The organism is Streptomyces sp. NPDC025618 (assembly GCF_055558795.1).
The window spans coordinates 267,562-292,446 of sequence record NZ_JBVHLW010000002.1 but is presented as its reverse complement, the minus strand read 5'-3'; the positions used below and the strand labels follow the sequence as shown (position 1 = coordinate 292,446).

General features: G+C 72.3%; 20 protein-coding genes. 18 read left to right on the top strand and 2 right to left on the bottom strand.

All coding sequences use genetic code 11. From position 1 onward, the window contains the following. From mrdA to obgE, 10 genes are all read left to right on the top strand, one after another. Positions 1–2,133, top strand: a complete 2,133-nt coding sequence (mrdA, locus tag ACZ4A5_RS03525) for a penicillin-binding protein 2 (protein ID WP_467577989.1) — start codon at positions 1–3, stop codon at positions 2,131–2,133. After that, entirely contained in the window at positions 2,130–3,329 is a 1,200-nt protein-coding gene (gene rodA, locus ACZ4A5_RS03520; RefSeq protein WP_467577987.1) for a rod shape-determining protein RodA, read from the top strand. Before mrdA ends, rodA begins: the two co-directional genes overlap by 4 nt. A gap of 84 nt (positions 3,330–3,413) precedes the next feature. Then, positions 3,414–4,958, top strand: a complete 1,545-nt coding sequence (locus ACZ4A5_RS03515; protein ID WP_467577984.1) for a CYTH and CHAD domain-containing protein — start codon at positions 3,414–3,416, stop codon at positions 4,956–4,958. Between the two features lie 97 nt (positions 4,959–5,055). Beyond that, on the top strand, positions 5,056–6,981 hold the full coding sequence (locus tag ACZ4A5_RS03510; protein WP_398868545.1) for a TIGR03960 family B12-binding radical SAM protein: 1,926 nt from the start codon (positions 5,056–5,058) through the stop codon (positions 6,979–6,981). Positions 6,982–7,044: 63 nt separating this feature from the next. Continuing rightward, positions 7,045–7,323 (top strand): type II toxin-antitoxin system RelE family toxin, encoded by a 279-nt coding sequence (locus ACZ4A5_RS03505; RefSeq protein ID WP_467577981.1) that lies wholly within the window; start codon positions 7,045–7,047, stop codon positions 7,321–7,323. A 116-nt stretch (positions 7,324–7,439) separates the two neighbouring features. Continuing rightward, on the top strand, positions 7,440–8,222 hold the full coding sequence (locus ACZ4A5_RS03500; RefSeq protein ID WP_467578156.1) for a TIGR03936 family radical SAM-associated protein: 783 nt from the start codon (positions 7,440–7,442) through the stop codon (positions 8,220–8,222). A gap of 222 nt (positions 8,223–8,444) precedes the next feature. Beyond that, the gene (locus ACZ4A5_RS03495) at positions 8,445–12,329 is read left to right on the top strand and encodes an Rne/Rng family ribonuclease (protein ID WP_467577978.1); all 3,885 of its coding nucleotides are present in this window, start codon (positions 8,445–8,447) and stop codon (positions 12,327–12,329) included. Between the two features lie 304 nt (positions 12,330–12,633). Beyond that, the gene (gene rplU, locus ACZ4A5_RS03490) at positions 12,634–12,954 is read left to right on the top strand and encodes a 50S ribosomal protein L21 (protein ID WP_087928145.1); all 321 of its coding nucleotides are present in this window, start codon (positions 12,634–12,636) and stop codon (positions 12,952–12,954) included. Positions 12,955–12,968: 14 nt separating this feature from the next. Then, positions 12,969–13,226, top strand: coding sequence for a 50S ribosomal protein L27 (gene rpmA / locus ACZ4A5_RS03485; protein ID WP_361535646.1), 258 nt, complete (start codon positions 12,969–12,971; stop codon positions 13,224–13,226). Between the two features lie 124 nt (positions 13,227–13,350). Further along, entirely contained in the window at positions 13,351–14,787 is a 1,437-nt protein-coding gene (obgE, locus tag ACZ4A5_RS03480) for a GTPase ObgE (RefSeq protein WP_398868549.1), read from the top strand. Between the two features lie 213 nt (positions 14,788–15,000). On the opposite strand, the gene ACZ4A5_RS03475 is transcribed toward obgE, so the two are convergent. Beyond that, positions 15,001–17,034: a hypothetical protein gene (locus ACZ4A5_RS03475; RefSeq protein WP_467577973.1), complete on the bottom strand. Its 2,034-nt coding sequence runs from the start codon at positions 17,032–17,034 to the stop codon at positions 15,001–15,003. A gap of 300 nt (positions 17,035–17,334) precedes the next feature. On the opposite strand from ACZ4A5_RS03475, the gene proB reads away from it, so the two are divergent. The 5 genes from proB to ACZ4A5_RS03450 all read left to right on the top strand — a co-directional run bounded on the left by proB (position 17,335) and on the right by ACZ4A5_RS03450 (position 22,448). Further along, positions 17,335–18,435, top strand: a complete 1,101-nt coding sequence (proB, locus tag ACZ4A5_RS03470) for a glutamate 5-kinase (protein WP_467578154.1) — start codon at positions 17,335–17,337, stop codon at positions 18,433–18,435. A 215-nt stretch (positions 18,436–18,650) separates the two neighbouring features. Then, positions 18,651–19,145: a hypothetical protein gene (locus tag ACZ4A5_RS03465; RefSeq protein WP_467577970.1), complete on the top strand. Its 495-nt coding sequence runs from the start codon at positions 18,651–18,653 to the stop codon at positions 19,143–19,145. A gap of 105 nt (positions 19,146–19,250) precedes the next feature. Next, positions 19,251–20,570 (top strand): glutamate-5-semialdehyde dehydrogenase, encoded by a 1,320-nt coding sequence (locus ACZ4A5_RS03460; protein WP_467577968.1) that lies wholly within the window; start codon positions 19,251–19,253, stop codon positions 20,568–20,570. Positions 20,571–20,620: 50 nt separating this feature from the next. Next, on the top strand, positions 20,621–21,253 hold the full coding sequence (locus ACZ4A5_RS03455) for an SCO2584 family spore wall biosynthesis protein (RefSeq protein WP_467577966.1): 633 nt from the start codon (positions 20,621–20,623) through the stop codon (positions 21,251–21,253). A gap of 109 nt (positions 21,254–21,362) precedes the next feature. Beyond that, on the top strand, positions 21,363–22,448 hold the full coding sequence (locus tag ACZ4A5_RS03450) for an SCO2583 family membrane protein (RefSeq protein WP_467577963.1): 1,086 nt from the start codon (positions 21,363–21,365) through the stop codon (positions 22,446–22,448). A gap of 49 nt (positions 22,449–22,497) precedes the next feature. Here ACZ4A5_RS03450 and ACZ4A5_RS03445 read toward each other — a convergent pair whose 3' ends face one another. Beyond that, positions 22,498–23,676, bottom strand: a complete 1,179-nt coding sequence (locus ACZ4A5_RS03445) for a M48 family metallopeptidase (RefSeq protein WP_467577961.1) — start codon at positions 23,674–23,676, stop codon at positions 22,498–22,500. A 102-nt stretch (positions 23,677–23,778) separates the two neighbouring features. On the opposite strand from ACZ4A5_RS03445, the gene ACZ4A5_RS03440 reads away from it, so the two are divergent. From ACZ4A5_RS03440 to nadD, 3 genes are all read left to right on the top strand, one after another. Then, the gene (locus tag ACZ4A5_RS03440) at positions 23,779–23,949 is read left to right on the top strand and encodes a hypothetical protein (RefSeq protein ID WP_467577958.1); all 171 of its coding nucleotides are present in this window, start codon (positions 23,779–23,781) and stop codon (positions 23,947–23,949) included. A 93-nt stretch (positions 23,950–24,042) separates the two neighbouring features. Further along, the gene (locus ACZ4A5_RS03435; protein ID WP_366005538.1) at positions 24,043–24,207 is read left to right on the top strand and encodes a hypothetical protein; all 165 of its coding nucleotides are present in this window, start codon (positions 24,043–24,045) and stop codon (positions 24,205–24,207) included. Between the two features lie 56 nt (positions 24,208–24,263). Further along, positions 24,264–24,869, top strand: coding sequence for a nicotinate-nucleotide adenylyltransferase (gene nadD / locus ACZ4A5_RS03430; RefSeq protein ID WP_467577954.1), 606 nt, complete (start codon positions 24,264–24,266; stop codon positions 24,867–24,869). Positions 24,870–24,885 lie beyond the last annotated feature (16 nt).

Below are 24,885 nucleotides of genomic sequence, written 5' to 3'. Positions count from 1 at the left end.
ATGAGCAACATTCCCGAGAGCGGGCGCACTTCGCGCGTCACCATCCGCCTCATCACCATCCAGATCCTCGTCGTCTCCCTCCTGCTCACCCTCGGCGGCCGCCTCTGGTACCTCCAGATCCGCAACGGCGACCAGTACACCGCCGAGGCCGCCGACAACCACATCCAGCAGGTCGTCGCCCCCGCCACCCGCGGCTCGATACTGGACGCCCGCGGCGTGCCGCTGGCCGACAACGAGACCCGCCTCGTGGTCTCCGCCAACCGCACCGACCTGCTGAAGATGCCCGACCGCGGCAAGGCCGTACTCGCCCGGCTCGCCGGTGTCCTCGGCCTCAGGCCCGAGGAGGTCGCCGCCAAGGTGCGGCTGTGCGACGCCAAGACCCCCAAGCCCTGCTGGGCCGGCTCGCCCTATCAGCCCATCCCCATCACCGACCAGGCCACCACCCAGCAGGCCCTGCAGATCCGTGAGCGCGCCGAGGACTTCCCCGGCGTCACCGCCGAGCCCACGGCCGTACGCCGCTACGCCGGGCCCGGCGGTTCCAACACCGCCCAGGTGCTCGGCTATCTCTCGCCCGTCACCGACGACGAGATCAGCAAGACCAAGTCCGGCCCCGCCCCGCTGCTCCGCTCCGACCAGGTCGGCCGCTCCGGGCTCGAACGGCAGTACGACACCCAGCTGCGCGGCAAGGCGGGCGTCACCCGCTACGAGGTCGACAACCTCGGCCGCGTCATCGGCAAGGCCAAGAGCGACAAGGCCGTGCCCGGCGCCAACATCGTCACCAGCATCGACGCCCGCGTGCAGGCCATAGCGGAACGCGAGCTGAACCAGGCGATGAAGGACGCCCGCAAGGAGCTCGACCGCAACACCGGCGTCAACTACAAGGCCGACGCGGGCGCCGTCGTGGTGATGGAGTCCAAGACCGGCCGGGTCGTGGCCATGGCCTCCAACCCCACCTACGACCCCAACGCCTGGGTCGGCGGTATCTCCGCCAAGGACTACAAGCAGCTCACCGGCAAGGACTCGGACTACCCCCTGCTCAACCGGGCCATCCAGGGCCAGGCGGCACCCGGCTCGATCTTCAAGGTCATCTCCGCCACCGCCGCGGTCAAGGCCGGATACGACTTCAACGGCAACTACAACTGCTCCAGCTCGTACAGCATCGGCAACCAGGTCTTCAAGAACTTCGAGTCCAAGGGCTACGGCCCGATCAACCTCGGCCGGGCGCTGGAGGTCTCCTGCGACACCGTCTTCTACGACCTGGCCTACCGCCAGTGGCAGAAGGACGGCGGCAACAACCCCAAGCACCCGGCGGACTGGTTCTACCGCACCGCCCACGACTTCGGCCTCGGCAAGGAGACCGGCATCGATCTCCCCAACGAGGTCAAGGGCCGCGTCCCGGACCGCGAGTGGAAGAAGAACTACTGGGAGGCCAACAAGGACACCTGGTGCAAGCAGGGCGGCAACAGCGACGACTACGCCGCGAAGATCGCCAAGGAGAACTGCGAGTCCGGCATGCGGATGCGCGCCGGTGACTCGGTCAACTACTCCATCGGCCAGGGCGACACCCTCGTCACGCCCATCCAGATGGCCACCATCTACGCGGGCATCAGCAACGGCGGCACGCTCTACAACCCCACCATCGGCAAGGCGATCGTCAGCGCCGACGGCAAGCACATCCAGGAGATCGCGCCCACGGCCCACGGCAAGCTGCCGTTCGACAGGAAGACCCGCGACCAGCTCGACGCCGCGCTCGCCGGCGTCGCCACCCAGGGCAGCGCCGCCTGGCGCTTCGAGGGCTGGCCGCAGAAGGACATCCCGATGCACGCCAAGACCGGCACCGCCGAGGTCTACGGCAAGCAGACCACCTCGTGGTTCGCGACGTACACGCAGGACTACACCGTCGTCATGACGATCTCCCAGGGCGGCACCGGCTCCGGCGCCTCCGGCCCCGCGGTGCGCAACATCTACAACGCCCTCTACGGCGTCGACGAGAAGGGCAAGATCGACCCGGGCAAGGCCCTGCTGCCGCACCCCGAGAGCGGACTCCCCAAGATCGAGAAGGACGGCACGATCGAGGCCCAGAAGATCGACGCGCCCTCCCCGCCCGCCCGGAAGGAGGACCAGCAGCAATGACCACCACCGGCGGCTACAGGATCCGCCGCTACACCCCCGAGCGCGGCGTCTGGGGCACGCTCACCGCCCGCGACTCCGTCGTGCGCCGCCTCGACTGGGTCATGCTGCTCGCCGCGCTCGCCCTCTCGGGCATCAGCACCCTGCTGGTCTACTCCGCCACCCGCGGCCGCAAGGAGCTCACCCACGGCGATCCGTACTACTTCCTGCTCCGCAACATCCTCAACACCGGCATCGGGCTCGCCCTCGCCGTCGGCGCGGTCTGGGTCGGCCACCGCGCCCTGCGCGGCGCCGTCCCCATCCTCTACGGCGTCTCCGTGCTGCTCACCGCCGCCGTGCTCACCCCGCTGGGCGCGACCATCAACGGCGCCCGCTCCTGGATCCAGCTGGGCGGCGGCTTCTCCCTCCAGCCCTCCGAGTTCACCAAGATCACCATCACGCTCGGCATGGCGATGCTGCTGGCCGCGAAGGTCGACGGAGGCGAGAAGCCGCACCCCGACCACCGCACCGTCCTGCAGGCGCTCGGCCTCGCCGCCCTGCCGGTCCTGATCATCCTCCTGATGCCCGACCTCGGCTCCGTGATGGTGCTGGTGGTGATCGTGCTCGCCGTGCTGCTCGCCTCCGGCGCCTCCAACCGCTGGATCGCCGGCCTGCTCGGGGCGGGCGTCCTCGGCTGCGTCCTCATCTGGCAGCTCGGCGTGCTGGACGAGTACCAGATCAACCGCTTCGCCGCCTTCGCCAACCCCGCCCTCGACCCCTCCGGCGTCGGCTACAACACCAACCAGGCCCGCATCGCGATCGGCTCCGGCGGCCTCACCGGCTCCGGGCTCTTCCACGGCTCCCAGACCACCGGCCAGTTCGTGCCCGAGCAGCAGACCGACTTCATCTTCACCGTCGCCGGCGAGGAGCTGGGCTTCGTCGGCGCGGGCGCGATCATCTTCCTCGTCGGTGTCGTGCTCTGGCGCGCCTGCCGGATCGCCCGCGAGACGACGGAGCTCTACGGCGCGATCGTCGCGGCCGGGATAATCGCCTGGTTCGCCTTCCAGGCGTTCGAGAACATCGGGATGACCCTCGGGATCATGCCGGTGACGGGACTGCCGCTGCCCTTCGTCTCGTACGGCGGATCGTCGATGTTCGCCGCGTGGATCGCCATCGGCCTGCTTCAGTCGATCAAGGTCGAGAGACCCGTGTCCGCGTAGGGCACGGCCATCGTGGGCGTTCGGATCCGGTCGGACTCCCCTCGCGCCCTGCACATCGGGCCGGACGCGGACTAGATTCGCCCTATGGCGGACACCGTGCGAGAGATCGAGCGGAAGTACGAAGGCCGGGGCGCGAAGCCGGCCCGGCTGCCCGATCTGAGCCGCCTCGCGGCGACCGTCACCCGCGAGGGGACACAGCGGCTCGACGCCGTCTACTACGACACGAAGGACCGGCGCCTCACCGGCGCCCACATCACCCTCCGCCGCCGCACCGGCGGGAACGACGCGGGCTGGCACCTCAAACTCCCCGTCGGCCCCGGGGAGCGCGACGAGATCCGCGCGCCCCTCACCCCGGCCGTCCCACGGGAACTCACCGACCTCGTGCGCGCCAGGATCCGCCACGCCGAGCTCGCCCCGATCGTGCGCATCGTCTCCCGCCGCACGGTCCACCACCTCCTCGACGACGACGGCACCCTCCTCGCCGAGGCGAGCGAGGACACGGTCACCGCCGACCGGCTCACCCGGGACGGCCGCTCCGCCTGCTGGACGGAGGTCGAGGTGGAGCTCGGCGAGGGGACCGACCCGGCCTTCCTCGACACCGTCGAGCGGCGCCTGCGCAAGGCCGGGCTGCGCCCCTCGAAGGCCCCCTCCAAGCTGGTCCGGGCCCTGGCCGAGACCGACCCCGCGCCGCGCGAGGCCAAGGACGGCAAGGCCAAGGACAGCAATGCGAAGAAGCCCACCGCGCCCACCGCCGGCGACCACGTGCTCGCCTACGTCCGCGAACAGACCGACGCCCTCCTCGCCCTCGACCCCGCCGTCCGCGGCCGCGCCGAGGACTCCGTCCACCAGATGCGGGTCGCCACCAGGCGGCTCCGCAGCGCCTTCCGGACGTACGGCAAGGTTCTCGACCGGAAGGCCACCGACCCCGTCGGCGCCGAACTGAAGTGGCTCGCCACCGAGCTCGGCGTCGACCGCGACCGCGAAGTGCTCGCCGAACGCCTCGCGGACCGGCTCGCCGAGGTGGACGGCACGCTCGTCCTCGGCCCCGTCGCCGCCCGGCTCCGCGTGGCCGCGGCGGGCCGCCACAAGGGCTCCCGCAAGCGCCTCGCGGCCCTCCTCGACAGCGACCGCTATCTCACCCTGCTCGACACCCTCGACGCCCTGCTCGCCGACCCGCCCCTGCGCCCCGCGGCCGCCCGCCCGCCTCGCGAGGTGCTGGCCCGGGCCGTCCTGCGGGACTACGGACGCCTCGCCTCCCGCGTCGAGCGCGCCCTGGCCACCGCGCCGGGCCCGGAGCGCGACGCCGTCCTGCACGACGCCCGCAAGGCCGCCAAGCGCGCCCGCTACGCCGCGGAGGCGGCGCGGCCCGCGCTCGGGAAGCCGGCGAAACGGTTCGCGGCACGCATGAAGTCCGTACAGAGCCTGCTCGGCGACCACCAGGACAGCGTCATGGCCCGCGCCGCCCTGCGCACCATGGCGGCCCAGGCCCACGCGGCGGGGGAGAGCACCTTCACCCTCGGACTCCTGTACGGCCGGGAGGAGCGGCGGGCTGCCGACGACGAGCGGGAACTGCCGGAGCTCTGGCGGAAGGCGTCCCGCAAGCGCCACCGCGAGGCACTGCCGCGCTGACGCCCCGCCCGGACCGCGGAAATCCGCCGTGCAAGGGCGTGACCTCGGCTGCGTTAGCCTTGAGGGTCACCCCTGTCAGCTCACGAAGGTCTCGGGTATGTCTGCCGAATCGGTCTTCCCGCAGCTCGAAGCTCTGCTCCCGCATGTGCAGAAGCCGATCCAGTACGTCGGTGGAGAGCTCAATTCCACGGTCAAGCCCTGGGAGTCCACGGACGTCCGCTGGGCGCTCATGTACCCCGACGCCTACGAGGTCGGGCTGCCCAACCAGGGCGTCATGATCCTTTACGAGGTCCTCAACGAGCGCGAGGGCGTCCTCGCCGAGCGCACGTACAGCGTGTGGCCGGACCTCGAGGCGCTGATGCGCGAGCACAAGGTCCCGCAGTTCACCGTGGACAGCCACCGGCCCGTCGGCGCGTTCGACGTCTTCGGCCTGAGCTTCTCCACCGAGCTCGGCTACACCAACATGCTCACCGCCCTCGACCTCGCCGGCATCCCGCTCGACGCGGCCGACCGCACCGTCGACCACCCGATCGTCCTCGCCGGCGGCCACGCGGCCTTCAACCCCGAGCCGATCGCGGAGTTCATCGACTGCGCGGTGATCGGCGACGGCGAGCAGGCCGTGCTGGAGATCACCGACATCATCCGGGCGTGGAAGGCCGAGGGCCGCCCCGGCGGCCGCGACGAGGTGCTGCTGCGCCTGGCCAGGACCGGCGGCGTCTACGTCCCGCGCTTCTACGACGTGGAGTATCTGGCCGACGGCCGGATCGCCCGTGTCGTGCCCAACCACTCCGGCGTGCCGTGGCGCGTGTCCAAGCACACCGTGATGGACCTCGACGAGTGGCCCTACCCCAAGCAGCCGCTCGTCCCGCTCGCCGAGACCGTGCACGAGCGCATGTCGGTGGAGATCTTCCGCGGCTGCACCCGCGGTTGCCGCTTCTGCCAGGCCGGCATGATCACGCGCCCCGTGCGGGAGCGGAGCATCACCGGTATCGGCGAGATGGTCGACAAGGGCCTGAAGGCGACCGGCTTCGAGGAGGTCGGCCTGCTGTCGCTGTCCTCCGCGGACCACACCGAGATCGGTGACATCGCCAAGGGGCTCGCCGACCGCTACACCGAGGACAAGATCGGCCTCTCCCTGCCGTCGACCCGCGTGGACGCCTTCAACGTCGACCTCGCCAACGAGCTCACCCGCAACGGCCGCCGGTCCGGCCTCACCTTCGCCCCCGAGGGCGGCTCCGAGCGCATGCGCAAGGTCATCAACAAGATGGTCTCGGAGGAGGACCTGATCCGCACGGTCTCCACCGCGTACGGCAACGGCTGGCGCCAGGTGAAGCTGTACTTCATGTGCGGCCTGCCCACCGAGACCGACGAGGACGTCCTCCAGATCGGTGACATGGCGGTCAACGTCATCGCCGAGGGCCGCAAGGTCTCCGGCCAGAACGACATCCGCTGCACCGTCTCCATCGGCGGCTTCGTGCCCAAGCCGCACACGCCGTTCCAGTGGGCGCCGCAGCTCTCCGCCGAGGAGACCGACGCCCGGCTGGAGAAGCTGCGCGACAAGATCCGCGGCGACAAGAAGTACGGCCGTTCGATCGGCTTCCGCTACCACGACGGCAAGCCCGGCATCATCGAGGGCCTGCTCTCCCGCGGTGACCGCCGCGTCGGCGCCGTCATCCGCGCGGTCTACGAATCGGGCGGCCGCTTCGACGGCTGGCGCGAGCACTTCTCGTACGACCGCTGGATCAAGTGCGCCGAGCAGACGCTGCCGCCGCAGGGCGTCGACGTCGCCTGGTACACCACGCGCGAGCGCACCTACGAGGAGGTCCTGCCCTGGGACCACCTGGACTCCGGTCTCGACAAGGACTGGCTCTGGGAGGACTGGCAGGACGCCCTCGACGAGACCGAGGTCGAGGACTGCCGCTGGACCCCGTGCTTCGACTGCGGCGTCTGCCCGCAGATGGACACGAGCATCCAGATCGGCCCCACGGGCAAGAAGCTGCTGCCGCTGACGGTGGTCAAGTAATAACGTGAGCCGCGCGGGAGAGCCCATGCTCTCCCGCGCGGCCGCGGGTGAAGGGGAGGCGACGTGACGCCGACGTACCAGGTTCACTTCACGGAGCAGGCCGCCTTCCGCCGTGACCGGCTGGACGATCAGCAGCGTGCCGCGTTCGACAAGGGCATCGCGCTGCTGGCCCGTGACCCCTTCACCGAGCTCTCCCGTCCCATGAGCGCCACCGGCGACGACCGCACCATCCGGCTGACGCAGAACGTCCTCGTCGAGTACACCGTGAGCCTGGGCCGGCTGCTGGTCTTCGTCGTCGAGGTCTTCAACGACAAGGACATCCTCGTCACCGACGAGTCCTGACCCGCCAGGACGCGTCCTTCCCCGAGACACGTACTCTAGGTAGCAGTACGACCGCACTCACGAAGGACAGAACACTGGGCAAGCGACAGCCCGAAGGCCCGCCGCCCGCACCCGTGGTGCAGCGCATTCGCCTGCGCTACACCAAGCGCGGCCGCCTTCGGTTCACCAGCCACCGCGATTTCCAGCGCGCCTTCGAGCGGGCCCTGCGCCGCGCCGAGGTCCCCATGGCGTACTCGGCCGGTTTCACCCCGCACCCCAAGGTGTCGTACGCCAATGCCGCACCCACCGGCACGGGCAGTGAGGCCGAGTTCCTGGAGATCCAGCTCGCCGAGGCCCGCGACCCGCAGGAGCTGCGCAAGCTGCTCGACGAGTCGCTGCCGGACGGGCTCGACATCACGGACGCGGTGGAGGCGCACACCTCCTCCTTCGCCGACCGGCTCGAGGCATCCGTATGGGAGCTGCGGCTGGACGGCGTGGAGGTCGCGGAGGTCCAGCGGGCCGTGGCGGCCTTCCTCGCGGCGGAGACCGTCGAGGTCCAGCGCCGCACGAAAAATGGGTTGCGCACCTTCGACACCCGCGCCGCGGTCGTCCGGCTCGAGGCCCTCGACGCTCCGGCCGATAGGCCCGGCGACGGTCCCTGTGCGATACTGCGGCTGGTTGTTCGGCATTTGACACCTGCCGTTCGACCCGACGACGTCCTGTCCGGTCTCCGCGCTACGGCCGACCTGGCGCCGCCGGTCCCCGCTGCGGTGACCAGGCTGGCGCAGGGGCTGCTCGATGAGGAGTCCGGCACGGTGACCGACCCGCTCGCGCCCGACCGCGACGCTTCCCCGGCCGCAGTAACCACGGCCGCCGGACAGAGCGCCGGTGCCGCGCAGGTGCCGGAAGGTTCTGTGTAAGGACGGCCGTCGCCGCGCCGCCGGTCCACCAGGGAGCCACCCGGGTCCGGCAGGCGCACTGACCAGGAGACTTTCGCCGGTGCCGACGTTTCGGACCCGGCGAGCGAGACGACAGCTCCCGTGCGGCGACCGCGCCCCGGACGGCGGTACCGCGCACATCACGCGGACCGCCGGGACGGACCAAGGCGCGGCGCCCGGGAGCGTGACGGGAGAACCGCCCGCATGCTCGACGAACCCATTGAGCCCGCCAACCACTCCGACAGCGGTCCTGGAGACACGCTGCCGCCGCGACGCCGCCGCCGTGCGGCGTCCCGCCCCGCCGGCCCGCCGTCGGCCGGGGACACGACCGCACAGCCCGTGACGGTCCCCGCCGCCGAGGCGCAGCCGGCGGCCCCGGCGCCCGCCGCCGAGGCCCCGGCCGCCGCCGAAGCGCCGGCCACCCCCGCCCGCCCCCGCCGCCGTGCCACGCGCAAGGCGACGGCCCCTGCGGGCGCCCCCCGGACGGCCGAGCCGGTCGCCGAGGAGACCCCCGAGGCCCCCGCCGCCGTGGCCGCCGAGCCCGAGGCCGCCGAGGCCGCCAAGCCGGCCCGTACGCGCCGTCGCGCCACCCGCAGGGCCAGCGCGCCCGCCGGTGCCCCGCAGCAGGCCGAGACGGCCGCCGAGACGCCCGTGACGGCCGAGCCCGCCGAGACCCAGGCCGAGGCCGCCGAGCCCGAGGCGCCCGCCGCCGAGGCCGCGCCGCCGGCCCGTACGCGTCGCCGCGCCACCCGCAAGGCCACCGCTCCGGCCGGTTCCCCGCAGACCGCGGAGACCGTGGTCGAGCCGGCCGCGCCCGTCGCCCCCGCCGCCCTGGCGGAGGACGAGGACGAGGAGGAGCTGGAGGCCGTCGAGGAGACCCCGGCCCCCGCGCCCCGTACGCGCCGTCGCGCCACCCGCAAGGCCACCGCCCCGGCCGGTTCCCCGCAGGCGGTCGAGGCGCCCGTCGAGGAGGCTCCGGCCGAGGAGGAGGCGCCGGTCGCCGAGACCCGTGGCCGCCGCACGCGCCGCCGCGCCGGTGCCGAGGAGGCCGCCGAGGCCGCCCCGGCCCGTACGCGTGGCCGCCGCCAGGTCGCCACCGGTGACGCCGAGGCCGCCGCCGCCGCGCTGGAGGCCGCCAAGGCCGAGAGCCGTGCGCGGGAAGCCGCCACCGAGACCCCGGCGGAGCCCGCCGAGGCTCCCGCGCGTGGCCGTCGCCGCGCCGTGCGCCCGCCGAGCGCCGTCTTCCAGGCGCCGGTCTTCACCGAGCCGATGTTCCAGACGCCGGAGACCGCCGCGGCGGCCGCCGCCGTCGCCGTGCCGGCGGAGGAGCCCGAGGCGGAGCAGGCCGAGCGTGCCGCCGAGGCCGCCCCGGCCGGCCGCCGTCGCCGCCGCCGTCGTGGCGAGCCCGCCGAGGCCGAGCAGGCCGTGGTGGAGGAGACGGTGTCCACCGTCGCCGAGGAGCCCGAGGTCGAGGACGCCGAGGAGCCCGAGGCCGCCCACGACGAGGAGGAGTCGGACCGCCCCTCGCGCCGTCGCCGCCGGGGTGGCCGTCGCCGCCGCCGCGGTGAGGCCGGGGAGCCCGAGGCCGAGCCCGCCGACGAGGAGTCCGCCGAGGCCGAGCAGGAGGCCGAGGCCGCCGAGGAGGAGCAGGAGGAGGCGTACGGCGAGGAGCCGGGCGCCGGTTCCGCGGGCAGCCGCCGTCGCCGCCGTCGCCGTCGCCGCAGTGGCGACGCCGCCGAGGCCGAGGCGGTCGAGGGCGACCCGGAGCGTACGGTCGTGAAGGTCCGCGAGCCCCGCAAGCGCGAGGAGCGCGAGCTCGGCACCGGCTTCGACGAGGTGCAGTCCATCAAGGGCTCCACCCGCATGGAGGCGAAGAAGCAGCGCCGCCGTGAGGGCCGTGAGCAGGGCCGCCGCCGCGTGCCGATCATCACTGAGGCCGAGTTCCTGGCCCGCCGTGAGGCCGTCGAGCGCGTGATGGTCGTGCGCCAGAGCGGTGAGCGCACCCAGATCGGCGTGCTGGAGGACAACGTCCTCGTCGAGCACTACGTCAACAAGGAGCAGGCCACCAGCTACGTCGGCAACGTCTACCTGGGCAAGGTCCAGAACGTCCTGCCGTCCATGGAGGCCGCCTTCGTCGACATCGGCAAGGGCCGCAACGCCGTGCTCTACGCCGGTGAGGTCAACTTCGAGGCGCTCGGCATGGGCAGCGGCCCGCGCCGCATCGAGACCGCGCTGAAGTCCGGCCAGTCCGTGCTCGTGCAGGTCACCAAGGACCCGATCGGCCACAAGGGTGCCCGCCTGACCAGCCAGGTCTCGCTGCCGGGCCGCTACCTCGTGTATGTGCCCGAGGGCTCGATGACCGGCATCAGCCGCAAGCTGCCCGACACCGAGCGCGCGCGCCTGAAGCAGATCCTCAAGAAGATCGTCCCCGAGGACGCGGGCGTCATCGTCCGTACGGCCGCCGAGGGCGCGAGCGAGGACGAGCTGGCGCGTGACGTGCAGCGCCTCCAGGCGCAGTGGGAAGAGATCCAGAAGAAGGCGAAGAGCGGCAACGCCCCGACCCTGCTCTACGGCGAGCCGGACATGACCGTCCGCGTCGTGCGCGACATCTTCAACGAGGACTTCTCCAAGGTCATCGTCAGCGGCGACGGCGCCTGGGAGACCATCCACGGCTATGTCTCGCACGTCGCCCCGGACCTCACCGACCGGCTGCAGAAGTGGACGTCGGACGTCGACGTCTTCGCCACGTACCGGATCGACGAGCAGCTGATGAAGGCGCTGGACCGCAAGGTCTGGCTGCCGAGCGGCGGTTCGCTCGTGATCGACCGGACCGAGGCGATGGTCGTGGTCGACGTCAACACCGGCAAGTTCACCGGTCAGGGCGGCAACCTCGAGGAGACGGTCACCAAGAACAACCTCGAGGCGGCCGAGGAGATCGTGCGCCAGCTGCGGCTGCGCGACCTCGGCGGCATCGTGGTGATCGACTTCATCGACATGGTGCTGGAGGCCAACCGCGACCTCGTGCTGCGGCGCCTGCTGGAGTGCCTGGGCCGTGACCGCACCAAGCACCAGGTCGCCGAGGTGACCTCGCTGGGTCTGGTGCAGATGACCCGCAAGCGGGTCGGCCAGGGCCTGCTGGAGTCGTTCTCCGAGTCCTGCGTGCACTGCAACGGCCGCGGCGTGATCGTCCACATGGACCAGCCCACGTCCATCGGCGGTGGCGGTGGCGGCAAGCGCGCCAAGAAGAAGGGCAAGGGCCAGCCGCACGAGCACGAGCACGTGCAGGCGGAGGCCGCCGAGCCGGTAGAGGCCGAGGCCGAGGCCGTCCACGAGGAGCCCGAGCTGGAGCCCGTCACGGTGACCGAGGCGGAACTCCAGCCGTCGGTCGGCGGGGACGAGGAGTGGTTCGGCAGCCCGGCCGAGGCGCGCGCCGCCGCCGGTTCGCGCGGTGGCCGTACGCGCCGCCGGGCGACCCGCAAGGCGACCGCCCCGGCGGGTTCGCCGAAGGCCGCCGAGCCGGAGATCGTCGTGGAGACCGCGCCGGCCCCCGAGCCGGTCGCGCCGCCGGTGGTGGCCGAGCCGGTCGCCGAGGCCGAGCCCGTCGTGGAGCCCGCGCCCGAGGCCCCGGTGGAGGCGGCTCCGGCCGCTCCCGCCCGGCCGCGCCGCCGGGTCACCCGCAGGGCGTCCGCCCCGGCGGGCTCGCCCACGGCTGCCGAGGAAGCGGCCGTGGTCGTCGTGACCGCGCCCGCCGCCCTGGCCGCCGAGCCGGAGCCCGAGCCGGCCCTGGTGGAGCTGGAGGCCGTCGTCGAGCCGGCCGCGGAGACCGAGGCGGCGCAGTCCGAGGCCGTGGAAACCGAGGCCGAAAAGGCCCCGGCGCCGGCCAAGAAGACGGCCCGTAAGACGGCCGCCAAGAAGGCCCCGGCGAAGAAGGCCACCGCCACCAAGAAGGCGGCGGCCAAGAAGACGACGACCGCCAAGAAGACCACGGCCAAGAAGACGGCCACCAAGACGGCGGCGAAGAAGGCCCCGGCGAAGAAGACGGCCAAGAAGGCCGCCACGGCCCCGGCCGCGGCTTCCGCCGAGGAATAGGCCGGCGGGTCTTTCCCGGGTGTCTGGCGGCCGGAATCCGGCCGCCAGACACCCGGGGACCCGGCCCGGTGTTCCGCCCGGACGGCCGCTCCGCGGAGCGGCGGCCCGGGGCCGGAGCCCGGTTTGACCCCTTGGGCAGGGCCCCGTAACCTTGCCTTCGGCGTCTGTACGCCAACCCCTGAGCAAATCCCTCCCGGTGAATTCCGGGAGAGGCCGCTCGTCCCTTCGGATATGCGCGGGCTTCGTGCCCACGCGAGCGGCTGGCATCAGAGGTCCCGATTACCAGCGAGAGAGTGAGATCCGCGTGTACGCAATCGTGCGTAGCGGTGGTCGCCAGCACAAGGTTGCTGTCGGCGACATCGTCGAGGTTGACAAGATTTCCGACGGCAAGGTGGGCGACTCCGTCGAGCTCTCCACGCTGCTCGTGGTCGACGGCGAGTCCGTCACCAGCGACCCGTGGGTGCTGGCCGGGATCAAGGTCCAGGCCGAGATTGTGGACCACCACAAGGGTGCCAAGATCGACATCCTGAAGTACAAGAACAAGACCGGCTACCGCAAGCGCATTGGTCACCGCCAGCAGTACACGGCGATCAAGGTCACCGGCATCCCCACGGCTGCGAAGTAAGGGACTGAGAACACATGGCACACAAGAAGGGCGCATCGTCCACTCGGAACGGTCGCGACTCCAACGCTCAGCGGCTCGGCGTCAAGCGCTTCGGCGGCCAGGCCGTCAACGCCGGTGAGATCCTGGTCCGCCAGCGCGGCACCCACTTCCACCCGGGCGCGGGCGTCGGTCGCGGTGGCGACGACACCCTGTTCGCGCTGGCCGCCGGTGCGGTGCAGTTCGGCACCCACCGTGGTCGCAAGGTCGTGAACATCGTCCCGATCGCTGAGTAATCAGCCTTTCGGCGCGACACAGAGCACCTTTCCGAGGGCGGGCCGCTTTTCCTGACGGGGAAGCCGGTCCGCCCTCGGCGTGTTAGTACAGAGACATCCCCGTACGTATCTGGAGGCAACCGCAATGACCACCTTCGTGGACCGCGTCGAGCTGCATGTCGCCGCGGGTAACGGAGGCCACGGCTGCGCCTCCGTACACCGTGAGAAGTTCAAGCCGCTCGGCGGCCCGGACGGCGGCAACGGCGGCCGTGGCGGCGACGTGATCCTGGTCGTGGACCAGTCGGTCACCACGCTCCTCGACTACCACCACAGCCCCCACCGCAAGGCCACCAACGGCCAGCCGGGCGCCGGCGACAACCGCTCCGGCAAGGACGGCCAGGACCTCGTCCTGCCCGTGCCGGACGGCACCGTCGTCCTGGACAAGGACGGCAACGTCCTCGCCGACCTGGTCGGCCAGGGCACCACCTTCATCGCCGGCCAGGGCGGCCGTGGCGGCCTGGGCAACGCGGCGCTGGCCTCTGCCCGCCGCAAGGCCCCCGGCTTCGCGCTGCTCGGCGAGCCCGGCGAGTCCCGTGACATCGTCATGGAGCTCAAGACCGTCGCCGACGTGGCACTGGTCGGCTACCCGAGCGCGGGCAAGTCCTCGCTGATCTCGGTGCTCTCCGCCGCCAAGCCGAAGATCGCGGACTACCCCTTCACGACGCTGGTCCCGAACCTGGGCGTGGTCACGGCCGGTTCGACCGTCTACACCATCGCCGACGTCCCGGGCCTGATCCCGGGCGCCAGCCAGGGCAAGGGCCTCGGCCTCGAATTCCTGCGGCACGTCGAGCGCTGCTCGGTCCTCGTGCACGTGCTGGACACCGCGACCCTGGAGTCCGACCGCGACCCGGTCTCCGACCTGGACGTCATCGAGGCGGAGCTGGCGCAGTACGGCGGTCTCGACGACCGGCCGCGCATCGTCGTCCTCAACAAGATCGACATCCCGGACGGCCAGGACCTGGCCGACATGATCCGCCCCGACCTGGAGGCCCGCGGCTACCAGGTCTTCGAGGTCTCCGCCGTGGCCCGTACGGGCCTGAAGGAGCTCTCCTTCGCGCTGGCCGGCATCATCTCCGCCGCGCGCGCCGCGAAGCCGAAGGAGGAGGCGACCCGCATCGTCATCCGCCCGAAGGCCGTGGACGACGCGGGCTTCACGGTCACGCTGGAGGACGACGGCATCTACCGCGTGCGCGGCGAGAAGCCGGAGCGCTGGGTGCGCCAGACCGACTTCAACAACGACGAGGCCGTCGGCTATCTGGCGGACCGCCTCAACCGCCTCGGTGTCGAGGACGAGTTGCTGAAGGCCGGCGCGCGCGCGGGCGACGGCGTGGCCATCGGTGCCGAGGACAACGCGGTCGTCTTCGACTGGGAGCCGACGATGATGGCGGGCGCCGAGATGCTCGGCCGCCGTGGCGAGGACCACCGCCTGGAGGCCCCGCGACCGGCCGCCACGCGCCGCCGCGAGCGCGAGGCCGAACGGGACGAGGCGCAGCGCGAGTTCGACGGCTTCAACCCCTTCTGACCGGCGGGGAGCAGGCCGCCGCCCGTCTTCCGGGCGCGGCTCGCTGATCGCCCTTGAGCGCCGGGCAGGCTGTGTGCCTGCCCGGCGCTTTCGCGTCCGCGTCGCAGAGGCCCGACGGGCCTGATCCGGGGACGGGCTGGAGGATGCGGGCACGCGAAAGCGCCGGGTGGGCTGGAACTTCCAGCCCACCCGGCGCTTTCGTGCGACCTGACGTCAGACCGACGCCGTCTCGTCCGCCCGCTGCGGCGGGATCTCCGACGCGCGCGCTTCCATGCGCTCACGTCGCGCGTCGGCCTCCGCCGCGAGCGAGAGCGCCGCGGCGTTGAAGCGGACCAGCGACGGCGGGTCGGACGGGCCCAGCAGCTGGACCTTGAGCTCGGCGCGCGCCGCGGCGAAGCCGTCCAGGCGGGGATCGCGGACCGCGGCGAGCAGCCCCGGCACCTCGGTCGCCTCCGGCGTGAGGATCGTCGCCGCGCTCACCGTCGGGAACGCGGCCCGGAACTCCTCCTCGGCCATCCCGCTGGTGTTCGCCACGGCGTACGGCTTCTCGCTGATCAGGTAGTCCGAGACCACGCTGGAGACATCGCTGATCAGCAGGTCGGACTGGTTGAAGCAGGCGTAGAGCGCCGGGCGCGGTCCGGTGATGATCTGGTGCTCCCAGACCGGCAGCGAGGCCCAGTACGCGGCCTCCCAGGCGGCCGTCGCGGCCTCCACGGTCGCGGCGCGCCCCTTCTCGGGCGTGCCCTGGAGCATCATGCGCTCGACCTCGTCGGCGCTGTCCCGGAAGGTGCTGGTGGTGAGCCGGTCCAGCTCGGCCGTGCGGCGCGCCAGCTCGGCGGCCGCCTCGGGGCCGGGCCTCTCCCCGCCGCGCTTGGCGTTGGCCTCGCGGATCATGGCCTGGATGCGCTCGTTGGCGCGCCCGGCGCGCGGGTCGACGGAGCCGGTCATCGGGTGCGGCTTGTAGAGCAGCCGCACCGCGGGGTCGGCCAGCAGCGCGCGGACGATGTTCTCGCCGGCGAGCATGACCGAGGTGTTGCCTGGCTGGCCGTCCCAGCCCTCCCAGGTGGGGGCGTAGAGCACGGTGGTGTACGGCGTGGCGGGTGCCCCGGCGTACGGCTGGATCGGCGCCAGCTGGGGGCGGCCGACCTCGACCACGTCGCGGTCGTCGACACCGATGTCGGCGAGCTGGTAGCGCTCGCGGGCGGCGGGCCCGGCGACCCAGATCTCGTCGTAGGCCTTGGAGTACGGGTTGCAGCTGGAGAGCTTGTCGCTCTCGCCGTGGTTGGTGAAGGCGTGCTTGATGGACGGCATGCGCAGCACCTGCGAGGTCTTACCGGAGTTCGCCGGGTGCAGCATCATCTTCAGCGAGGACTTCTCCAGGGCCATCAGGTGGACGACCTTGGGGATGCACACGATCGGCACGTCGGTGGCGTCGATCTTCTGCACCATGAAGCGCTCGCGGAGCACGATGACCGGGTTGCCGTCCAGCGCGGCGAGCGTGGAGAGCCACATGTTGGCCTGGTAGGCGGAGCTCGTGCCGCCGGAGAAGTACATGCCGACGGTGGGCTTGTAGTCGGCGAGCCAGCGGTCCAGCCACTCCAGCGCCTGCTGGTCGTTCGCGATGCGCTTCTTCGGGCGCAGCCAGCTGGCCAGCCAGGCGGTGCCGCCCAGGGCCAGCAGGAGGGCGACGCCGACGCCGATCTCGCCCCACAGGGGCTTCTCGGTGGCGGCGGTCACCAGCAGGCCCGCGGTGGCGGGGACGGCGAAGCGCAGCAGCCGGCGGCCGTGCTGGCGGGCCAGCAGGCGCGGCGGGGCGGCGGACAGGCGCAGGCCCGTCGTGTCGACGTTCCGGGTCAGGAACGGCAGCGTGCGGCTGCGGCGGACCAGCAGCGCGGTGGCCTGGCAGGCGAGGTGCGCGGCGTAGAAGAGCACGAGGCCGACGAAGACCGGGGCGTAGTCGCGCAGCGAGCCGTCGCCGTGCAGCCGCAGCAGTCCGATCAGCACCATCATGTCGCGCAGCAGCTGCCGCACCATGACGTCGAAGCGGATCTTGCCGAGGACGGCGACCAGACCGGGGTCGCGGTGCTGGAGGTAGAGGTCGAGCGCGAGGCCCGCCGCCGAGGCGGCGATCAGGAGCGGCACGAGGGGCAGCAGCGCCCCGACGAGCTGGGCGGCGAAGAACACCAGCATCGCGAGCAGCGCCACGAGCTGGAGGGCTCGGCGCGAGGCGGTTCCGGCAGAAGGCACTGGGCGGGCTCCTGGCAGGCGGGCGGGGAAGGACGGGGAACGCGGGGGACCGCGGGGCTCCTCCGGGCGGTCGGCCAGGGGAGGAGGACAACGGTCGACCACCGACCGTATGACGGTCGCTGGTCCAGGGGCAATCTTCGCTGATGGCAATCATCGCAAAACAGGGCCGAACGACCACAATCCTCAGACGGTAGATTTGCGTGCCGGAGCAGTCACCACAGGACCGGCGATCACTAGAGGTGTGCGGACGTGACAGGGGCAGGGGCGAGTACGGGGGCAGCGGCGGCGGCGCGGGCGGAGGTGACCGGCGCCCGCAGGATCGTGGTCAAGGTGGGATCCTCGTCACTCACCACCGCGGGCGGGGGGCTCGACGCCGACCGCGTTGACGCACTCGTCGACACGCTGGCCAAGGCCGGCGTGGAGAAGGAGATAGTGCTGGTCTCCTCCGGCGCCATCGCCGCCGGGCTCGCGCCCCTGGGGCTCGACCGGCGCCCGCGCGACCTGGCCCGCCAGCAGGCGGCCGCCAGCGTCGGCCAGGGCCTCCTCGTGGCCCGTTACACGGCGTCCTTCGCGCGCTACGGCCGCCGCGTCGGCCAGGTGCTGCTCACCACGGACGACACCAGCCGCCGCGCGCACTACCGCAACGCCTACCGCACCCTCGACCAGTTGCTGGCGATGGGCGCGGTGCCGGTCGTCAACGAGAACGACACCGTGGCCACGGACGAGATCCGCTTCGGCGACAACGACCGGCTCGCCGCCCTCGTCGCCCACCTCGTACGGGCCGATCTGCTGATCCTGCTGTCGGACGTCGACGGGCTGTACGACGGAGACCCCAGCACCCCGGGCACCTCGCGCATCGCGGAGGTCAGCGGCCCCGCCGACCTCGAAGGCATCTCGATCGGCAGCGCGGGCAAGGCGGGCGTCGGCACCGGCGGCATGGTCACCAAGGTCGAGGCGGCCCGGATCGCGGCCGCGGCCGGCGTGCCCGTGGTGCTCACCTCCGCCAGCCAGGCCGCCGACGCCCTGGCCGGGCGGCCGACCGGCACCTTCTTCCACCGCACCGGCCGCCGCTCCACCGACCGCCTGCTGTGGCTCGCGCACGCCTCCGCGCCGCGCGGGGCGCTCACCCTCGACGACGGCGCCGTGCGGGCCGTGATCGAGGGCAGCGCGTCCTTGCTGCCCGCCGGCATCGCGGCCGTCGAGGGTGAATTCAGCGCGGGCGACCCGGTCGAGCTGCGGGACGCCGCGGGCCGGGCCGTGGCCCGCGGGCTGGTCGCCTTCGACGCGGCGGAGATCCCGCAGCTGCTGGGCCGTTCCACCCGTGACCTGGCCAAGGAGCTGGGTCCCGGCTACGAGCGGGAGGTCGTGCACCGGGACGACCTGGTCGTGCTGCGCCGCTGACGGGCGTCATACAGGGACGAGAAGTCACGATCGGTCCAGCCTTTCCATGGGGACCTTCCGGAAAACCGCCACGCGGCCGCCCGGAGGCTGGTCAACTTTGTTGCGGGGACCGTCACGGGCAGGCGGCTCCCGGCATCGAACACAGGGCGCAGCGAGAGCAGCACGACACGGCTCCGCCGTATGCGCGCGGAGCAGCGATCAACAGGAGGCCGCCGGTGAGACGAGGGCGCCCAGGGGCCATGCCCCGAGGGACGGCGGAGCGCACCCTGACCAGCGTCGGCACGGGGGACGCCGTGGAGGGGCCACGCGGGAGCACGGAGGGCGAACAGCGGGAGGGCGGGGCCCTGGCCGCGGAGCGTGAGGGCGAGGTGTCGCGGCTGTGGCACATCACCCTGAGCGTCTCGGGGGCCGAGGCGCCGCTCGCCGAGGTCCGCCGGGGCCTCGAACAGCTCGCGCACGACCACCCGTTCCTGCTGACCAGCCGCTACGCCAACGACCACGCCGAGATCCGCTACTGGGAGGAGGCGCGCGACCTGCACGACGCGGCGGCCGTCGCGCTGCGGCTGTGGGGCGAGCACCGCTCGTCCGCCCGGCTCCCGCCGTGGGAGATCGTCGGCCTGGAGGTCATCGACCGGGGGACGTACCACCAGCGCATCGCGGAGGGCTACGGCCCGCTGCCGGCCACCCCGGTGGGCGTGCACCCCTTCTGAAGGGCCTCCTGGGGCGCCGCGTTCCGGGCGCCGCGGGGCCCGCGTGCCGTCCGCAGTCCGGAATGCATGGTGGCCCGGGCGCGCGACGCGGCTAGGCTGCGAGCCATGAGCAGCGTTTTCCCCTCCCCCCTCGCCGACCCCATGCCGCAGTCCCCGGTGCTGCGCGCGGCCTACCGTGCCCGCGCCGCGGCCGCCGACCTGGCGCCACTGCCGCGCTCGGTGAAGGACGAGGCGCTGCTGGCGATCGCCGACGCGCTGGAGGTGCGCACCAAGGAGATCGTCGAGGCCAACGCCGAGGACGTCGAGAAGGCCCGCGCCGCCGGCACCAGCGAGACCGTGATCGACCGGCTGACCCTCACCCCCGAGCGGGTGCGGGCCATCGCCAAGGACGTGCGGGACGTCGTGGCGCTGCCCGACCCCGTCGGCGAGGTCGTGCGCGGCTCCACCCTCCCCAACGGCATCGACCTGCGTCAGGTGCGTGTCCCGCTGGGTGTCGTCGGCATCATCTACGAGGCGCGGCCCAACGTCACCGTGGACGCCGCCGCCCTCTGCCTGAAGTCCGGCAACGCCGTGCTGCTGCGCGGCTCTTCCTCCGCCTACGCCTCCAACACCGCCCTCGTGCGCGTCCTGCGCGACGCCGTGGGCGGCGCCGGACTGCCGGCCGACGCCGTGCAGCTGGTCCCGGGCGAGAGCCGGGAGTCCGTGCGGGAGCTGATGCGCGCCCGGGGCATGGTCGATGTGCTGATCCCGCGCGGCGGCGCTTCGTTGATCCGTACGGTCGTGGAGGAGTCCACCGTCCCGGTCATCGAGACGGGCACCGGCAACTGCCATGTCTATGTGGACGCCGACGCCGACATCGACATGGCCGTGGACATCCTCGTCAACTCCAAGGCGCAGCGCCCCAGTGTGTGCAACGCGGCCGAGACGCTGCTCGTCCACCAGGACATCGCGGCGGAGTTCATGCCGCGCGCCCTCGCCGCGCTCGCCGAGGCGGGCGTGACCGTCCACGGCTGCGAGCGGGTGCTCGCGCTGGCGGAGGGCAGCCCGGCGACCGTCGTGCCCGCGACCGTCGAGGACTGGGAGACGGAGTATCTGTCGTACGACATCGCGGCCGCGGTGATGGACGACCTGGACGCCGCCGTACGGCACATCCGGCTGTGGACCTCCGGGCACACCGAGGCGATCGTCACCACGTCGCAGGCGGCCGCCCGGCGCTTCACCCAGCTGGTGGACGCGACGACGGTCGCGGTCAACGCCTCGACGCGGTTCACCGACGGCAGCCAGTTCGGCTTCGGAGCCGAGATCGGCATCTCCACGCAGAAGTTGCACGCCCGCGGGCCGATGGGGCTCCCCGAGCTCACCTCGACGAAGTACATCGTCACCGGTGACGGGCACATCCGCGGCGGAGGCCGTCCGGGAAGCTGAATTCCCGTACCGGCTGCACGGATTGAGCCTTCCCGGGCTACGCTGGACGGGTGCCGGACGACGTGGGGGGTCAGCCGTTCCCGGACGGCGAGGAGCCCGACAGCCACCGCCACGGAGACGCGGACGACGCGTTCGCCTCCGTGGTCTTCGACGAGGAGTTCGTGCGGTCCGCCGCGATCCACGAACCGACCGCGGCCGAGCGGATGCTCGCCGCCGCCCAGGCCCGCGCGGAGGCGGAGGCATCCCGGGCCCGGGCGGGCGGCGGGCCCGCCGACGACGACGCGCTGGATTTCGAGGAGCCCTACGAGGGCGGCTTCGTCGCGGGCCCCACAAGCCACCACAGCGGCCGTGCGAGCGGCTGGTACAGCCTCGCCCACGATCTGGACCCGGACGACGCCTACGGCCCGTACGGGCGCTACGGCGGCGCGCGTGGGCCCTATCGGGGGCACGCCCGGTGGCAGCGCCCCGTGGCGTGGCTGCTCGCCGTGGTGATGGGCATCGGCGTGGTGGCCCTCGCCTTCGCCGCCGTCTACCGGAGCACGTCCTCCGGCAACCGGCCCAGCTCCGACCCGCCGCCCGCCACCACCGGAGTGGACGCCCCGGCGAGCGGGCGGCCGGGCCCGCTGCCGTCGGTGTCGGTCGACTCGGAGCCCCCGGTGGCCTCCGCGGCACCCCGCCGCTGACCAGGTCGGGCGGGGGTTGACATGCGTGCACCCGGCACCCGGAATTTTCCTCACAACTTGTCGTGTACCAGCGCGTTTACCGAGGCCCCGACGGACCTACTCTTGAGGTATGGACGGGCCTGGAGACCCACCTGAGGGGACGCCCGAGGGTGTCCCCGGGGGCGGGGAGGACGAGTACCGATCCGTCGTCTTCGACGAATCGTTCATCCGCGCTGCCCGCCTTCAGGAGTTCTCCGCGCGCGAGCGGATGGGTGACCACGCGCTCGCCGTGCGCAACCGCCATGTGTGGGCCCGCGTCAGCACCTCGCGACAGGTGCTCGTCCTGGTGATACTGATCGCCCTGGCCTTCGGCACGGCTGTCTACATGGGCCTGCGCCATCCCTACAAGGACGCGGTGGTGCCCGTCGCGGAGCCGATGCGCTCCACGGTCATACCCCTCGCCCCGCGCGATCCCGTGCCCGGCGGCCCGGCGGCGCAGCTCTTCGACCACAGCCCGGCCGCGCAGTTCCGGCTGGGCGAGGAGGGCCTCACCCTGCCCCCCGCGCGCAGCACGCAGCACTTCTCCGAGAGCCAGGTGATGGCCGCGCTGGCCGCCGCCAAGGAGTACGTGGTGAAGTCCGCGACCGACCCGGCCGTCCTGGCCGGCGGGGCGCAGCGCACGCTGCGGGTGCTGCTCGACCCGGCGCAGCTCGACCAGTTCGACCGCAGCTTCGACCACCCCTCCGGCGACGGGCGGCACGCCGCCACCGGCTGGCTGATCCGCTTCGACCCCGCCCAGGTGGCCCTGGTGAACACGCCCGTGCGGACCCAGGGCGTCTTCTCCGTCTCGGAGACGGCCCCCGGCACGCTGGAGGTCTCGGGCGACCACACGTTCGTCTACGCGCTGCGGCCCGCGAAGGCGGGCGCCGACCTCGGTGCCGAGACGGACGGCGCCTCGCTGTTCACCGTGCGCCGCACCATGCGCTTCCGCTTCGACCGGGACAGCCTCCAGGACCACCACCTGACCGTGGTGCAGAGCTATCTCCAGGCAGGCCCGGAGTCCTGCTCGGCCGACGACGCGGGCTTCCTCCGCCCCCTGCTGGCGGGCGAGCGCGCGAGCGGGGACGGCCCGGCGGTCACCAACCCCTACACGACGGGCCAGGACGGGACGGCGCTCTGCGGCTCGCTGGCGGCGAGCGCGCAGCCGACCCGTTAGCGGGCCCCGGCCCGGCGGGGCCAGGCCGCCGGCGCCCCTCAGTGGCCGTCTAAGGCCGCGGCGTGCCGCCGCCCGGCTTCCTGTCCTCCGGACCGTCCCCGGGCCTCTCGGGCCCCTCCGAGGCGCTCCGCTCGCCCTCGGAGGAGGACGGCCCCGAAGAGCTCCGGCCGGTGAACGTGTCGCGCAGGCGCCCACCGAGGTCACTGGCCCCGCCCGCGAGGTCCCGTACCAACCCCATCAGCGGGTCCTTGCTGGCCCGCACGGAGTCCGCGTAATGGCTCGCCGACTCCCGGAAGGAGTCCGACACCGAGGTGTTCCCGTCCTCCGAGCGCCGCGGGTAGTGGCCGTCCATGATCCGCTGGTGGTCGCGGCTCCCGGCCCACTTCTTGAGCTCCGCCGCCCGCACGGTCGTGAAGGGGTGCGTGCGCGGCAGCACGTTCATGATCTTCAGTACGGAGTCGCGCAGGTCACCGCCCGCCTCGTACTCCTCGGCCTGCGCGAGGAACGCGTCCACGTTCATCTCGTGCAGGTGGTTGCCGCCCGCGATCTTCATCAGGCCGCGCATCGACGCCTCGAGGTCCTGGCCCACCAGCAGGCCCGCCCGGTCCGCCGACAGCTCCGACTTGCGGAACCACTCGCGCAGCGCCGTCACGATGGCCATCACCGCGAGGTTGCCCAGCGGGATCCAGGCGATCTTCAGCGCGAAGTTGGTGAGGAACAGCAGTATCGTCCGGTAGACCGCGTGGCCCGAGAGCGCGTGGCCGACCTCGTGGCCGACGACCGCCCGCATCTCCTCCTCGTCCAGCAGCTCGACGAGGCCCGTGCTGACCACGATGATCGGCTCGTCCAGACCGATGCACATGGCGTTGGGCTGCGGGTCCTGGGTGACGTACATCGGCGGGACCTTCGGCAGGTCCAGGATGTAACAGGCGTCCAGCAGCATCGTGTGCAGGTGCTGGAACTGCTGGTCGCTCACCCGCACCGAGTCGGAGAGATACAGCAGCCGCAGGCTGCGCTCCGGCAGCAGCCCGCTCAGCGCCTTGAAGACGGTGTCGAAGCCGCTCAGCTTGCGCAGCGCCACCAGGGCCGAGCGGTCCGCGGGGTGCTCATAGGCGCGCGAGGAGATCTCGGGGAACCGCTGCCGCTGCCGGCCGGGCGCCCGCTCGTGCCCCTCGCCGGCCGTGCCGGGAGCGTTCTCGCCCGTGGCGCCGTCGTCCGTGTCGCTCATCAAGACCCCCTCCACGCACTGATCATGGCCCGGCGGCCGTCACCCGCCCGGCTGCCCAACCCCACAGTAGGCGCTGCCCCGGACATGGCTACCGTTGGAGGCATGCCCGACATCCACGCTTTCACCGCGAACCCCGGCCTCACCGAACTGCTCGCCGTCTCCAAGGGCGACCAGGGCCCCGGCGACCTCATCCGAACGGTCCTCGTCGTCGGCGTCGTCGGCATCGTCTTCCTCGCCTGGTTCCTGCTCCGCGGGTACGGCAAGAAGGACTGACCTGTGGAGTCGGCGTGAGGCCGCGCAGGCCCCCCGCATACGATGTGGCAGAAGTCTCTGCCCGACTACCGTCCCGGATAGGTCCTGCCGACGATGAGCGCTTTCGCCTCAGCACACACAGCCCTGGCCACTCTCGCCTCCGAGGGCGAGCACGTGGACACCCACCCGAGCCTCAGCCCGTACATGACCGGCGGAGCCGCCCTGGTCATCCTGGTGCTCCTCCTGTGGATCACGACCCGCTTCAACCGCGACCGCTGAGCACACCCGGTCCCTGCGGGTCCGGCGTCCCGCCGCGCCCAGTAGGGTCTGCACGCATGGGAGAGCAGACAGGGCCCGTGAAGCGGCGGCTCGGAGTGATGGGCGGGACGTTCGACCCGATCCACCACGGCCACCTGGTCGCCGCCAGCGAGGTGGCCGCGCAGTTCCACCTCGACGAGGTCGTTTTCGTACCCACGGGTCAGCCGTGGCAGAAGAGCCACCGGACGGTGTCACCGGCCGAGGACCGCTATCTGATGACGGTGATCGCCACCGCGTCCAACCCGCAGTTCTCGGTCAGCCGCATCGACATCGACCGCGGCGGGCCGACGTACACCACCGACACCCTCCGCGACCTGCGTGCCCTCAACGACGACGCCGACCTGTTCTTCATCACCGGCGCCGACGCGCTGGCCCAGATCCTCACCTGGCGGGACACCGAGGAGCTCTTCTCGCTGGCCCACTTCATCGGTGTGACCAGACCGGGCCACATACTGGCCAACCCCGGTCTGCCCGAGGGCGGCGTCTCGCTCGTCGAGGTGCCCGCGCTCGCGATCTCCTCCTCCGACTGCCGCACGCGCGTGGCGAAGGGCGACCCGGTCTGGTATCTGGTGCCCGACGGTGTGGTGCGCTACATCGACAAGCGCGACCTGTACCGGCACTGAAGGCACGTGAGGGGCA